General features: G+C 51.0%; 13 protein-coding genes. 4 read left to right on the top strand and 9 right to left on the bottom strand.

The genetic code is table 11. The features are described from left to right. Nucleotides 1–9: 9 nt before the first annotated feature. A complete protein-coding gene (locus tag FRZ59_RS04155; protein ID WP_132128060.1) occupies nucleotides 10–1,899 on the top strand; it encodes a RagB/SusD family nutrient uptake outer membrane protein in 1,890 nt (629 codons plus the stop codon). A gap of 186 nt (nucleotides 1,900–2,085) precedes the next feature. Here FRZ59_RS04155 and FRZ59_RS04160 read toward each other — a convergent pair whose 3' ends face one another. Next, the gene (locus tag FRZ59_RS04160; protein WP_132128061.1) at nucleotides 2,086–2,535 is read right to left on the bottom strand and encodes a hypothetical protein; all 450 of its coding nucleotides are present in this window, start codon (nucleotides 2,533–2,535) and stop codon (nucleotides 2,086–2,088) included. A gap of 195 nt (nucleotides 2,536–2,730) precedes the next feature. Between FRZ59_RS04160 and FRZ59_RS04165 the strand changes: the two genes are divergently transcribed. Continuing rightward, complete coding sequence (locus FRZ59_RS04165; protein ID WP_132128062.1) at nucleotides 2,731–3,465, top strand: acyl-CoA desaturase; 735 nt, start codon at nucleotides 2,731–2,733, stop codon at nucleotides 3,463–3,465. A 74-nt stretch (nucleotides 3,466–3,539) separates the two neighbouring features. On the opposite strand, the gene FRZ59_RS18460 is transcribed toward FRZ59_RS04165, so the two are convergent. After that, a complete protein-coding gene (locus FRZ59_RS18460) occupies nucleotides 3,540–3,704 on the bottom strand; it encodes a hypothetical protein (protein ID WP_158640525.1) in 165 nt (54 codons plus the stop codon). Nucleotides 3,705–3,745: 41 nt separating this feature from the next. On the opposite strand from FRZ59_RS18460, the gene FRZ59_RS04170 reads away from it, so the two are divergent. Next, the gene (locus FRZ59_RS04170; RefSeq protein ID WP_132128063.1) at nucleotides 3,746–4,204 is read left to right on the top strand and encodes a PepSY-like domain-containing protein; all 459 of its coding nucleotides are present in this window, start codon (nucleotides 3,746–3,748) and stop codon (nucleotides 4,202–4,204) included. Between the two features lie 122 nt (nucleotides 4,205–4,326). On the opposite strand, the gene FRZ59_RS04175 is transcribed toward FRZ59_RS04170, so the two are convergent. The 7 genes from FRZ59_RS04175 to FRZ59_RS04205 form a co-directional block, all read right to left on the bottom strand. Next, nucleotides 4,327–5,175 carry an MBOAT family protein gene (locus FRZ59_RS04175; protein ID WP_132128064.1) on the bottom strand — a complete coding sequence of 283 codons (849 nt, stop codon included), beginning with the start codon at nucleotides 5,173–5,175 and terminating at the stop codon, nucleotides 4,327–4,329. Further along, nucleotides 5,160–5,579, bottom strand: a complete 420-nt coding sequence (locus FRZ59_RS04180; protein WP_132128065.1) for a hypothetical protein — start codon at nucleotides 5,577–5,579, stop codon at nucleotides 5,160–5,162. The genes FRZ59_RS04175 and FRZ59_RS04180 overlap by 16 nt, the downstream gene beginning before the upstream one ends. 716 nt (nucleotides 5,580–6,295) lie before the next feature. Then, nucleotides 6,296–7,507, bottom strand: a complete 1,212-nt coding sequence (gene manD / locus FRZ59_RS04185) for a D-mannonate dehydratase ManD (RefSeq protein ID WP_132128066.1) — start codon at nucleotides 7,505–7,507, stop codon at nucleotides 6,296–6,298. Nucleotides 7,508–7,534: 27 nt separating this feature from the next. Next, a complete protein-coding gene (locus tag FRZ59_RS04190) occupies nucleotides 7,535–8,293 on the bottom strand; it encodes an SDR family NAD(P)-dependent oxidoreductase (RefSeq protein WP_132128067.1) in 759 nt (252 codons plus the stop codon). Then, on the bottom strand, nucleotides 8,286–9,659 hold the full coding sequence (locus FRZ59_RS04195) for a putative oxidoreductase C-terminal domain-containing protein (protein WP_132128068.1): 1,374 nt from the start codon (nucleotides 9,657–9,659) through the stop codon (nucleotides 8,286–8,288). The genes FRZ59_RS04190 and FRZ59_RS04195 overlap by 8 nt, the downstream gene beginning before the upstream one ends. Next, nucleotides 9,659–11,065, bottom strand: coding sequence for a Gfo/Idh/MocA family protein (locus FRZ59_RS04200; protein WP_132128069.1), 1,407 nt, complete (start codon nucleotides 11,063–11,065; stop codon nucleotides 9,659–9,661). Before FRZ59_RS04200 ends, FRZ59_RS04195 begins: the two co-directional genes overlap by 1 nt. A gap of 25 nt (nucleotides 11,066–11,090) precedes the next feature. After that, on the bottom strand, nucleotides 11,091–11,921 hold the full coding sequence (locus FRZ59_RS04205) for a ThuA domain-containing protein (protein ID WP_132128070.1): 831 nt from the start codon (nucleotides 11,919–11,921) through the stop codon (nucleotides 11,091–11,093). 201 nt (nucleotides 11,922–12,122) lie between these two features. On the opposite strand from FRZ59_RS04205, the gene FRZ59_RS04210 reads away from it, so the two are divergent. After that, the gene (locus FRZ59_RS04210) at nucleotides 12,123–13,121 is read left to right on the top strand and encodes a LacI family DNA-binding transcriptional regulator (RefSeq protein ID WP_132128071.1); all 999 of its coding nucleotides are present in this window, start codon (nucleotides 12,123–12,125) and stop codon (nucleotides 13,119–13,121) included. Nucleotides 13,122–13,126 lie beyond the last annotated feature (5 nt).

Consider the following 13,126-nt stretch of genomic DNA (forward strand, 5'->3'; position numbering starts at 1 on the left):
ATGATAAAGATGAATCGTTCAATAAAAAATATGCTGTTGATTGCAGGGATCGCAGGACTGCTGACATCCTGCAGCAATGACTTTCTTGACCGTGAACCCCTTGACCAGATATCCGGGGACCAGGTATGGCAGGACGGGCCCGCCGCGGAAGCCTTTGTAACCGAGATCTACAACGGGCTTGAAAGCGGCGGCTTTTTCGAGCAGATGCTGGCTTCGCTTTCGGATGAGGCGGTTTTTACGCATGCGGGCCGTAATATCAACATCGTGAATCAGGGCGACCTGAGTCCTTCCAACCTTGGCTGGGTGGACGGCACATATGCCTGGAACAATATGTATACCCGGATCAGGGCCTGTAATATGGTAATCGACAATTTAAGTTCTCCTGATCTGAATACGATTACCGACGAAGAGCTGAAATCGCGTTTGCTGGGAGAAGCTTATTTCCTGCGGGGCTATTATTATCACCAGTTGCTTCGTTATCATGGCAGCGTCCCGCTGATCACAAAGGTATATGGCCTTGACGAAGATTATTCAGCAGCGCGGAATACCTTTGAGGAATGTGTGAATTTTATAGTGGATGACTGCGATAGCGCAGCGATAAGGCTTGAAGGCAAGAGCATGGACAAAGGCCGGGCTACCGCCGTTGCTGCAATGGCCCTGAAATCCCGAATTTTACTATATGCCGCCAGCGATTTGCACGATATTGCCGTAGCCAGCACAAAATCTGACCTGATAGCCCAATACGGCAATCCCGAGTTCCTGGGCTATACCAGTGGAGACCGGACAGCCCGCTGGACTGCCGCCCGCGATGCCGCAAAGGCGGTGATGGATGCCGCCGGCGGAGGATATAAATTAGGCCTGACAAGTCCCGTTTCTCCCGAAGAGGGCACAGACAATTATATTTCTATTTCCATGGGCGGAGAGAGCGGCGCTGAAAATGCCGACCCCGCCGCCGCCGTAGAATTATTATTTGCCCGTTATTTTAGTGTTGACAAGGACGAACAGGGCACCCATGTGGGTCGGAACAACGGTCCTAACGGATATCATAACTGGGCCGGGAACACGCCTTTGGGCCTGCTGGTAGATGATTATGAAATGGCGGACGGGACTCCTTTCAGCTGGGCGAATCCGGAACATGAGGCAGATCCGTATGATAACCGCGATCCTCGTTTCTATGCAACCATCCTATACGACGGCGCCCCCTGGAAACCGCGCGATCTTGTTTCGGGTGATGTGGATCCGGCCAACGAAATTCAAACCGGCAGTTACGATATAATCGGCCCCAACGGGAAGACCACACATTGGGGCCTGGATACACGCTTCAGTTCCATTGAGGACTGGAACGGAAGCCGTACCGGGTATTATATGAGAAAGTTCATCGACCCTGATCCGGCTATTATCGACGCCAGCGACAGGCAGGTGATCCCCTGGCCATTCTTCCGCTATACGGAAGCGGTTTTCAACTATGTGGAAGCTTGTATCGAACTCAACCAGCTAAGCGAAGCCATCCTCTGGCTGAACCGCATTCGCTTCCGTTCAGGAATGCCCGCTATCACGGAAACCGGCCAGGCGGAATTAAGGGACCGTTACCGCCACGAGAGACGAATAGAAATGGCGTATGAGGAACAACGTTACCACGACACCCGGCGCTGGATGATCGCCGAGGAAACACTCGGCCGGGACATGACATATATCACTATAACCGGTAAGTTTAAGCCGGGACAGCAAATGTCGGCCCCCTACCACCACGACGAAACGGTTTACGACTATACCTATACGCCGGTGGTTAACACGGACTTCGAAAACCGGACGTGGGTAGACAAAATGTACTTCCGTCCCTTTAGCCGGGATGAAGTAAACCGAAACAGCGCCCTTGTGCAGAATCCGGGATATGAATAACTAACGTCGTGTTCTCCATGCAGTACAGTATGGCGGACATAACACCAGGGTGACCGAAAAGGACATCCCCTTTGATTTACTGGAAGCGGCTTTTCCGAAAGGGGGCCGCTTCCGCATTATGTGGCGTGGATGGCGAATAACGTGATAATGGGGAAATATTTCTTGTCTTCCTACCCGATTATCCTCTCAGATCTTAGCGTACAGCCCTATAAGCGCGAGCAGGATGACCAGAAACATCGTCAGCATCCAGCATAGTATCTCAGTTTTGCCTCCCGAAATTCTGATTTCCATTTTTGTTTGCAGGTTAAGGAAATCCATCTTCATTCCTGTAACCGCTTCTTTCAGCCCGGCGACATCTCTTTTTAACCCCTCGATGTCCGTTTGGAGCCAGGTGACCGCTGTTTTGAGTCCTGCAATTTCGGTTTTCAGTTCCGAAACATCCGTTTCCAGCCTGGAGATATCGCCTTTCATCGCGGCGAAGTCTTCTTTTGTTGCCAGCTTTTTAAACAGGGTTTCGTTATTCATCCTGAATTTGGCTTCGGTATAGTTTACTAATGAATCTGTGCCCTTTTCTCCCAAATGCTTCATGAGGGAGTGGAGCAATTTTCGGTCATTGATAGATGCTGAAATCTCCATACACAAATTTACGAAGGCAGCGTTTTAGCGGCAAGAAATATCGTAAATTCTTAAAAACCAAAAGGTTTAAACTCCGAAAACCTCGTGCTATTGAGGGCCCGTTATTTGTAACAAATTTAAATTGTCGGCCCAAAAATTAGCATCCTGCTTCCCTTATAATTATCTTTGTGCAATTTGAGTTTTAAAGAGTAAGTCGTGATAATACTATATTTTTTCCTGGTACATTGGTTTGTATCTTTGTTTTTTCAAACATTTTTCCTGCACAGGTATGCCTCCCACAAAATGTTCAACGCGAATCCTTTCTGGGAGAAATTTTTCTATTTCTGCACGTGGTTTTTCCAGGGAGCTTCCTTCCTGAACCCGCGGGCTTACGGGATCATGCACCGTATGCACCATGCCTATAGCGACACGGAAAAAGATCCGCATTCGCCGCACTTTTTCAAGGACGTTTTTTCCATGATGTGGCAAACGAAAAAGATCTATAATGACTATGTAAAACACAATGTGAAACCGGAGCGGGCTTTTGACGTGGAGTATCCCACCTGGCCGTTAATTGACCGTATCGGGGATCACTGGGCTTCCCGGATCGGATGGGGGCTTGCCTATACGGCGTTTTACATTGTGTTTGCCACTCACTGGGCGATGTTCCTCCTGCTTCCTATTCATTACCTGATGGGGCCTGTACACGGGGCTATCGTAAACTGGTGCGGCCACAAGTATGGCTACTCCAATTTTGACAATCACGATCATTCGAAAAATACGACGCCCTGGGGCTTCGCGATGTTGGGAGAATTATTCCAGAATAATCACCATAAACACCCTAACAGCCCGAAGTTTTCGAAAAAGTGGTTTGAGATTGACCCGGTTTATCCGGTGATGAAACTGATGCATTATATGCGCATCATCCGGTTACGAAAGATGCAGGCCTGATCTTGTTAAAAACGTTCAGAAGCCGTTCCGGGGAAAGGCCTTTATAAAACCGGCAGGAGGCGATTCAGAGAATGTTAATGGTGGGCTGAATGCCCGGTTTCTTTTTCATTCCTGATCTCTCTCCTTCTCTGAGCTTCGAAGAAAAGGATAATGCAAATGGGGAAGATAAGGCCGGTAAAAGTGACTACGGGCACAATAATATAAGGTGGAGCGGGGATTTCAAGCAACAGATTCACCATGATTTTATAATTTAACAGCAAAAATAACAAAACCTCCTGTCATGTTCAAGAATACGATCAGAACCTTGCTTATTTTTCTCTTTGCCGGACTTTCTTTCAGCGTTTCCGCGCAATCATCCGAAGAAGTCGAAGCCAGCGTAAAAGAGGATATTATGGAGCGGTATCCGGGACTCGGGGAGTTCACCCTTCAGAATCAGCTGGTGCGTGTAGTGGCGGAATTTGAACTGAATGATACCAGTTACACATCCGTTTATTCTTCCAAAGGGAAATGGCAGCATACTATTTACGGCATTGACCCTGCGGATCTCCCGGCGGAAGTCACCGACGGCTTTGAAAAAAGCAAGTATGCCGTTGACTGGGAGATCACGGCTGCGGAAGTATATGACACTCCTTCCAAAGGAGTACAGTATCGTATTACCGTTGAAAAGAACCAGTTTCAAAAAAAATATCTTTATTTTAATGAAAAAGGCCGCCTGATTCGGGATGCTTTAACGCTTTAGAACGCCGCTCAGGTTCTGTGTTATTGAAATTTTTCCAATACCGGAAAAACGATCTTTTCCATAAAGGGCCGATGAAAGAGCAGGGGCAGGGGGATTAGGAGGCAGGCGATCGTCCATAGCCGTCAGGTCTTAAAGAACCATTTTGAGTTTTTTATCGCGCGTTCCTGGATTATTACCATAACTCCCTGGATGGCAAAGTAGATCAGAGGCAAACCAAATCCTTTCATCACCGGAAGGCTGATGGCGATTTCGTGAAATATGCCCGACGCCAGAAATGCGCCTACTATTCCAGCGGGTTTGTCCTGCATTTTCCTGATGGGGCGATAAATGCTCAGAGCAGTCATTTCCGTAAAGGCTATGTTCCAGCGGCTATTCCAGAACTCTCCCAGGGTTTCAGCTCGGAATGGTTTGTTGAACAATTGCTTGACATTTAAGCCGGCAAACCGCCAGCATCCGGCTATTATCCGTAACAATCCAAAATGGAACATGAGACTGAGGCCGGTTAGCGATAAAATAAACTTTATCCAGTAGGATCCACTGCCGGTTCCGGAAACGGTGGAGGCGAGCCATAACAGCCCGCAACCAATTATCATGGCCAAAAAACCTTGAAAGGCTAGCCTTCCGCCTCCGGTTACCGGCCGAAAGGGTATCTCTTCAAACAGCGAGGGACGCATCCCAGGCCAGGCGAGCGCAAAGCAGCCCCATTGAATAGGGCCCAACTTGCTTCTGCCCGGATAGTAATCGCTGCAAACCACAATTTTCATGGCAACAAACAGAAAAACGATAATGACAGTCATGCGTACAAAAGGTGAACATTCAAGCGTGAGCCAATGCCCGGCCAGAACTGCCGTCAGCGCATGTATCCAAGCCAGGAGCCTGGCTGTTCGGACAGATGTTATCTTCGTTATCCAATAACCGCTTAAGAGCTGGAAGCACAGGTATCCGGCGGAAATGCTCAGAAATTTATCCATACCGCCATTCCATAGGTAAATGATAAAAAAATAAAAAGGATGATCAGGGCAACTTCGGCCACCAGGAAAAACTTTCCAGAGGGCAGGCCTGCCCGGTCAAAATAGAAAAACTGAATAAATAAACGGCTCATCCAATACAGCGCAGCATAAATACTGAACGCCAGCGCCAAACCGCTTCCGTCTAACAATTGCTCAGGCAGAACAATACTCACGATCCCCATAAAGAAATTGGTCCCCAGAATGTAAAGTGAATAGGTAATGAACATCTGCCGCAATAAAGCCGGAAGCTTAAAAAGCTCGCGGCGGTAATCCAGGATCCGGGGAATGATCAAACTTGATACCCCCAGCAAAATCTGGCCAAGCCCTGCCAAAGAGACAATTTGAATACCTAACGCTGCGTCCATTTTATTTCCCCCAATCCCCGGTCTTTCCCATAATTCACTTCTTCAACCCTTTCACCCTTAAGCACTGCAAGCCCCCCCTCCAAAAGATGAATTATCCCAATTTAGAGCATCCACCCGAAATCCCCCCCTTCTTCCCAAAGAATTACCCCCCCCGTCCCACTTGCAAGCCCTACCAGCAAGCCCATCGATCTCTCACCCCCTCCCCCGCGGCAAGCGCAGCGAAGCCGCACCCCCCCTTCCACCAAGCCCAAAGAACGAGCAACTCCCCCCGCAAGCAAAGCCAGATACCGGATTGCCATCAAAAGCGAAGAAATACCTTATAAACGCTAATCAGCGCCAGCAAGGCCCCCTAGCCTGCATACTCCCGGAAAATTTGAATAAGACCAGCGATGCCCCCCTAACCTGCCAAACTCCGCATAGCCTCAATGAGTCCAACGCCGCAGCCCCCCGAATGCATAACTCCGGAAAACCTCAACGAGGCCAGCGCAGCGCAGCCGATGGTGCATAACTCCGTACAGCCCCAATGATGCCCCCCCCGACTACAAGTATGCATAACCCCGTACAATCTCAAAGAGGCCAGCGCAGCGCAGCCGAGTACGCAGGCAAACTCCGGAAAGTCTCATGAGAGAGGGAGGCCCTGAACTTCCGGGCATCATATTGTAAGGCCAGCGAAGCGCCGCCGTCAATATGCGGCCCGGAATTCAGGGCCGACCGAACTACCAATCCCACATCGTCCCATCCTCCAGCCGGTTAGCCGGCAGCCAGGCGCGCTCATAAGGATATTTAGCAGCAAGTTCTTCGTTCAGGTCTACACCAAGCCCGGGAGCGTCGCCCGGGTACATATAGCCGTCTTTATAAGAATAGGCATGAGGAAATACTTCATCGGTCAGTTCGGAATGCGGCATGTGTTCCTGGATGCCGAAATTGTGGATGGCCAGGTCAAAATGCAGGGCGGCGGCCATCGTGACCGGCGAAAGGTCGGTGGCGCCGTGGAAGCCGGTGCGTACGTGGTATAAGGCGGCCAGGTTGGCCAGTTTCAGGAGCGGGGTAATGCCTCCGCCGTGGACGATGGTCATCCGGATGTAGTCGATCAGTTGTTCGGTAATGAGCGTGTGGCAGTCATGGACCGAGTTGAAAACTTCTCCTACAGCCAGAGGCGTTACGGTATGATGGCGGATCAGGCGAAAGCCCTCCTGGAGGTCGGCGGGAATAGCGTCTTCTATCCAGAAAAGGCGGAAAGGTTCCAGTTCTTTTCCGAGCCTTGCTGCTTCTACCGGTTTCAGGCGGTGATGGACGTCATGCAGTAAATGCAGGTCTTCGCCGTAAGCGCTTCTTATTTCATCAAAGAGCGTGGGGGCGAAGCGGAGGTATTTTTCGGTGTCCCAGCGGCCTTCCTTCGGGAGCTGGTCGCGGAGGGCCGGTTCGTATTTTTCCCCGTGCCTGGGAACGCCGTAAGAATCCCTGACACCGGGTACGCCGGATTGTACGCGAATGGCTTTGTATCCCAGTTCCATGTGGCGTCCTACGTCGTCCAGGGCTTCTCCTGCATTCCTGCCGTTAGCGTGGCAATATACCAGGATCTTTTCCCTGGTTTTTCCGCCAAGTAATTTATACAGAGGCACCTTCAGCGCTTTGGCTTTAATGTCCCAGAGCGCCATGTCAATAGCTGCAATGGCGGTCATGGTAACAGGGCCCCGTTTCCAATAGGGCGAGCGGTAAAAGTACTGCCAGGTGTCTTCCGTATCGAAGGGGTCGCGGCCAGTAAGGGAAGGCAGGCAGTATTCTTCCAGGTAAGTGGCTACCGCCTTCTCGCGGCCGTTCAGTGTAGCGTCGCCAAGGCCGTAGATGCCCTCGTCGGTCGTTAGCTTCAGCGTGACGAAGTTTCGTCCCGGGGAGCAGACAATCAATTTAGCGCCGGTTATTTTCATGCGGGTAAGCTTAGTTTATGCTGCGCATCAGAATCCGATTGAATTTCCGCCGTCTACGGGCAGCACTACTCCTGTGAGGTATTTTGCCGCGTCCGATGCGAGGAAGGCCGCTGCGTAACCCACGTCTTCGGGGTCTCCCAGGGAGCCGATAGGTGTGCGGCCAAGGACTTTGTTCTTTCGCTCGGGGTCATTGTTCAATGCGCTGGAGGACATTTCGGTTTGAATAAAGCCCGGCGCGAGGCAGTTTACGCGGATGCCTTTGGGCGACCATTCCACGGCCAGCGCGCGGGTCATCCCCTCGATAGCCGTTTTTGCCGCGGTATAGGCGATCACTTTCGGCAATCCGTATTGCGCCGCCATAGAGCTGATCATAATAATGCTGCCGCGGCGGCGCTCGGCCATGCATTTGGCCACCTCCCTGCTAAGGGCGAACACGGCCTGCTGGTTGGTGCGGATCACTTGTTCAAATTCATCGTCGGTGACATCGAGCGCATCCTTTTTCAGGTGAATGCCGGCGTTGTTTACCAGGATGTCAATGCTTCCGGCTGTGGCTTCGGTTTCGGCGATAAATCCCGGCAGGGTTTTAAAATCCGTTATGTCGGAAACGGCATAAGAGGCAAGAGGGCCCAGCTGCAGGCATGCCTGTTGCAATACCGTTTCGCGGCGCCCGGTAATAAGCACCCGGGCGCCCTGTTTTACAAATACCCTGGCGATTCCAAGGCCCAGCCCTGTGCCACCTCCGGTGATCAGGGCGAGTTTATTATCAAGAGTAAGGAGGTCAGTCATTGGCTTTGGCCATTTCAAGGGCCTTGGTAGTGAGATAATATTTAGTGATCATATTGGGAACTTCCCATTCGGGCATGCCTCCGCCGGTAAGGAATTGCAGGTACTTCTTGGTTACCTCGGAAAAGTGCGCTTCGTGGCCGATCTTATACTTATCGGGAACGATCACTTCCCAGCCTTTCGCGGCCTTTTTCAGTTCCACACCGGGATAGGATGCCTGGATCTTTTCCAGCGATGTTTTCAGCGCTTCTTCATATTCGCTGCTTTCTTCCAGCGGTTCAATATACAGGGTGGGCTTGTAATTCTGTTCCTTCTCCTGGCGGATAACCAGGTTGGCCTTGCTTCCGCGCATGATGGAATAATGGGTGTCCCCCGTGCCTTCGGGAGCCTGGAAATTCCATTTTACCGACACTTTCGCGTGTATGCCGTTGATCGTGTAATTCATTTCCCCATTGGCATAGACATTTAATACAGAATCGTTTTCCACATCCTTGAGCAGGTAATCCGGGTAGTTTTCTACGCCGGTCGCTTTGCGGAACTGGGAAATGCCCAGTGCGGTAGGCCATCTCCTGGCGGACAGCAGCTCAATATCGCTGGTGTCGATTACCTGGCCCGGGAAGCATTCCCATTGGATCAGGTCCACCAGGTGCGTGGTCACATCCACGATGCCGTCCCCTTCCTGCTCGACGTCAAAAAACCAGGCCGGCCGGGTCAGGGGCTTTCCGGAAACATATTTGAAAAAGTGGTGTACGCTTTCCTTGGTAACCGCGGGGTCTTCCGGGGTTCCTTTTTCAAGCGTTCCGAATACTTCCGGAAGGCGGGAAAACTCCCGCTGCAGCAGCGTCGTGATCTCGTACCTTTCGGTCATGATATCGTAAAGTAACAGACCTTTTTCCTCCGCGGCTGCAAAAGCTTTTTGAAGCAGCCTGAAATCTTCGGTATTAATGGCCATCGGCTTATCTGCCAGTACGTTCAGGCCGGCTTCCACCGACTGAAGAATGTACTCCGTCTTTTTTTGGTTGTTCCCCGCCATAACCACGACGTTCCCGGGCTTTTCAGAAAGCATTTTCTGAAGGAAGTCATCTCCTGTGTACACTTTTTCCTCCCAGGCGGTAGGATCTTCGGCGCGGGTATTGTACAGCTCAATGAGCGACATATGGGCTTTCAGCTCCGGGCCTTCCGGCGCATACACATGTACTACGGAATCAACCTGGGGATACATCGATTTCTGGACCAGCGCTGCATGGAAATGACCGGGATCCAGAGTCATGAGCCGGATCTTTCCGTCTTGTTCCCCGCCAGCATCCCCGCCTGGCTTACTGCAGCCTGCCGCCGCCATGCTCAGTAGTATGATCAATGCTTTCTTCATTATACCACGTAATTTGTTCCATAGGGATGGCGTTGAGGCCTTGAGAGCATGCTATTGGCTTCATCGTCGTTCTTGAAGCGCTCCCTGATGGGGTCCCAGTACAGCTTGCGGGGTACTTTCATGGCAATATGGGCCACCAGGCAGGCGCTGCAGGAACGGTGCGCTACTTCTTCCGGGCTGATGGTTGTTTGTCCGTTAATGATGCAGTCCAGCCAGTTTTTATGCTGCTCGGGGCTGGCGTACAGGTGCAGCTCGTTTTCGCGGATCTCTGATTTCAAAATCCGGGGATCGCTGGCCATAAAGGGAGAGGATTTCTTGTCGCCGGCGCCGGGATCGGAGGCGGTTACGCCCACATTGCCGCGGGTAACGAAGATCCAGCCGTCTTCGCCTTCAAACCGGACGCCATTCGGATGCTTTCCGCTGATGTGCATGGTAATATCGTCCGCATACTTTGCGGTTACTTCAAAATCGCCATGTACGGACCATAAACCATTTTCAGGGAATTGCGCAGTTGCTTCTATTTCCAGGGGGCCGGAGAATTCCGTTCCCATGCCCCAATGGGCAATGTCAATATGATGCACGCCCCAGCCGGTGATCATGCCGGCGCCGAACTGTTCGCATCGCAGCCAGCCGGGACGGGAAAAGACATCCGTTTGCGAATGCACGCGGTCAAGCGTATAATAAGCCCATGGGGTAGAACCCAGCCACATTTCGTAATTCAGGTTTTCCGGTACGGGCATTTCCTCAGGATTCCCCCCGGCAGGATCGCCGGGCAACCCTACTTTTACGGTATGGAGTTTTCCGATACGACCGTTCCGCACCAGTTCGCAGGCCTTCTTGAACTGTGGCCAGGGATCCATGGAGCGTTGCTGGCTTCCGAGCTGGAACTTTACACCGGTCCTGTGAACAGTGTCGCTCATCATCCGACCTTCTTCGATGGTGAGTGAGGTGGGCTTCTGCAGGTAAATATGTTTTCCCGCCAGCGCTGCCTCCATTGCCGGCTGGGCATGCCAGTGGTCGGGAGTACTTACGATGACTGCATCAATGTCCTTATTGGCAAGCATTTCCTTGTAGTCATCATACATTTTCACGTCTATATAGCCTGGTTTCTTATTGTCGGCATAAAATTTCTCTACCCAGGCCCGGCCTCCTTCCTTTCTTTTAATGTCCACATCGCAAACGGCGATCATCCTGGCTTCGTCATACCGGAGCGTGGAGGGCATATCATGTGACAGCGCGATCCGGCCGCAGCCGATCTGGCCGATATTGATCTTGTTACTGGGCGCGCTTTTCCCGAAAACGGTCGAAGGCACAATCGTGGGAACCATAAAGGCCGCTGCCGATCCGACCAGGGAAGTCTTCAGGAAATCCCTTCTGCCTGTTTGCGTATTGTTTTTAGGTTTCATATCTGTTAGTTTAAATTTTAATATCTTATTTCCTTACCTCATCATCGGGACTGCTTGCATAGGCTTTGCTATAATCCAGCGGTTTCTGCTTTCCGATCACCCATTGCAATCCTCCCAGGAGGTGCTGCCTGAATTCGGGGGTTTTGTAATCTTCTTTATTGTGCCCCAGGGAAGTATACCACTGGCGCCCTCCGTCAAACTCCTGGCACCAGACCGATGGGAATACGTTCCCGAAGGTGTTGGGCCTTCGCGGATTCGCTTTGTCCAGGAATACGCTCATGTCGTTTACGGCCAGTACCGTGAGGTCCACATTCATTTCTTTCAGGTAGTAGCATTCGTCTTCCTTTGACCAGCGTTCCGGCAAATGTGCAAGGGAAGGATGGGAATGGTCCAGGATGACCACATCAAACCGCTTATAAGGCTCATGGAAGAAAAAGGTGCCTCCCAGGCATTGCTTGAACCATTTCCACTGGCGTTCGGTGCCGGAAGCGGAATGGATACCCATAAATCCGCCTCCTGCCTGGATGTACCGCATAAAGGCCACTTTCTGTGCATCGGTATCAAAGACATTATTATTGGTATTCGAAAAAATAAGGGCGTCGTATTTTTTAAGGTTCTCTTCGGTAAAAACACCCGGGTCTTCCGAAACGTCCAGTTTAAACCCATTTTGGGCGGCCAGTGCCTTGATGGCTTCAATGGAATTGGGAATATTGTCATGAACATAGCCTTTCCCGTTCTTGGTATAAAGCAGTACCTGGACCTTTTTCCATTTTACGTTGTTCTGGGCATATGCCTCATTCCCTGCCGCCCAGCTAACCTGGAGCAGCATGATAACAGCAGCTATAAGTAATTTCATAAAGTCTTTAAACCATTGAGTTTGGAGGAACGAATAAGTTTGAAAAATGGAAATTACGGATAATCAGCAGGTATCCGCCAATCTTTAACAGCTAATATACGCAGATAGCCGGAAAAAGGGCATTATGTACTTGTTCAATCGTTTTCGCAATTTTTTGATAAATTAGCATGGGAAAATAGATAGAAAAGGAGCGAAGCAGCATTGATCACAATTAAAGAGTTGGCCCAACGGCTTAATCTCTCCCCCTCGACGGTTTCCAAGGCCCTTCACGATTATCCCGGGATAGGCCTGGTCACAAAGGAAAAGGTCAAGGCCCTGGCCAAGGAACTGCATTATGTTCCGAACCAGGCTGCCATTCACTTCAAGCAGCAGAAAACATTCACGCTGGGGGTGATCCTTCCCAGCCTGCTTGACCAGTTTTACTCCCTGGCGGTTAACGGCATCGAGAATTATACGATGGACCATGACTACAGCGTACTGATTTGCCAGTCGCATGAAAATGTGGAGCGGGAAAAGCAGCTGCTTTCAATCATGCAGCGGAACCGGGTAGATGGGTTGATCATTTCCGTTACGAAGAACACAACGGATTATTCACACATTACCGACCTGCAGCGCTCGGGCGTGCCGGTCGTATTTTTTGTGCGGAAGCCAACACAGCTGCCTTGTCATAATGTAACCAGCGACGTCTATAAAGGCGCCCTGGAAGCAGTAGAACTGTTGATTAAAAGAGGGCACCGCAGGATTGGTTATATTAACGGTCCGGTATCATGGGTAGCCAGTACGGAACGTTTTCTCGGATACAGGGATGCTCTTTTGCAGCACGAAATCGCCTATGATCCGACCCTGGTAAAAGTCAGCGACCTTACCTCCGGCGGAAATCACGGCGCTATCAAGGCCTTGCTGGCAAGCCCCCAGCCTCCCACCGCCATCCTTGCCTTTAAAGACTACGTGATGCTGGACGCCTTGCAGTACCTGAAAAAAGCAAGGGCTGCCACCGATGGCCAGGCAATAGAGTTCATCGGTTTCGGCGCGCTGCCCCTTTTCGAGTACCTGGACAAGCAACCCCTGGCCTCCATTCAGGAACAACCTTACCAGATCGGCGAAAAAGCCGCCAACCTGCTCCTGGACCTGATCAGGAACCCCGGCGCTGAAATACCCTTTCAACAGGTAGCATTGCCCTGCAACCTGAAAGTTTATTGAAGGTA

The sequence above is a fragment of the Anseongella ginsenosidimutans genome (genome assembly GCF_008033235.1).
GTDB lineage: Bacteria > Bacteroidota > Bacteroidia > Sphingobacteriales > Sphingobacteriaceae > Anseongella > Anseongella ginsenosidimutans.

Excerpts from the sequence above, each read along its gene's own strand:
- FRZ59_RS04155 (WP_132128060.1), top strand. The coding sequence starts at position 10 with ATGAATCGTTCAATAAAAAATATGCTGTTGATTGCAGGGATCGCAGGA.
- FRZ59_RS04160 (WP_132128061.1), bottom strand. The coding sequence starts at position 2,535 with ATGGAGATTTCAGCATCTATCAATGACCGAAAATTGCTCCACTCCCTC.
- FRZ59_RS18460 (WP_158640525.1), bottom strand. The coding sequence starts at position 3,704 with ATGGTGAATCTGTTGCTTGAAATCCCCGCTCCACCTTATATTATTGTG.
- FRZ59_RS04170 (WP_132128063.1), top strand. The coding sequence starts at position 3,746 with ATGTTCAAGAATACGATCAGAACCTTGCTTATTTTTCTCTTTGCCGGA.
- FRZ59_RS04175 (WP_132128064.1), bottom strand. The coding sequence starts at position 5,175 with ATGGATAAATTTCTGAGCATTTCCGCCGGATACCTGTGCTTCCAGCTC.
- FRZ59_RS04180 (WP_132128065.1), bottom strand. The coding sequence starts at position 5,579 with ATGGACGCAGCGTTAGGTATTCAAATTGTCTCTTTGGCAGGGCTTGGC.
- manD (WP_132128066.1), bottom strand. The coding sequence starts at position 7,507 with ATGAAAATAACCGGCGCTAAATTGATTGTCTGCTCCCCGGGACGAAAC.
- FRZ59_RS04190 (WP_132128067.1), bottom strand. The coding sequence starts at position 8,293 with ATGACTGACCTCCTTACTCTTGATAATAAACTCGCCCTGATCACCGGA.
- FRZ59_RS04195 (WP_132128068.1), bottom strand. The coding sequence starts at position 9,659 with ATGAAGAAAGCATTGATCATACTACTGAGCATGGCGGCGGCAGGCTGC.
- FRZ59_RS04200 (WP_132128069.1), bottom strand. The coding sequence starts at position 11,065 with ATGAAACCTAAAAACAATACGCAAACAGGCAGAAGGGATTTCCTGAAG.
- FRZ59_RS04205 (WP_132128070.1), bottom strand. The coding sequence starts at position 11,921 with ATGAAATTACTTATAGCTGCTGTTATCATGCTGCTCCAGGTTAGCTGG.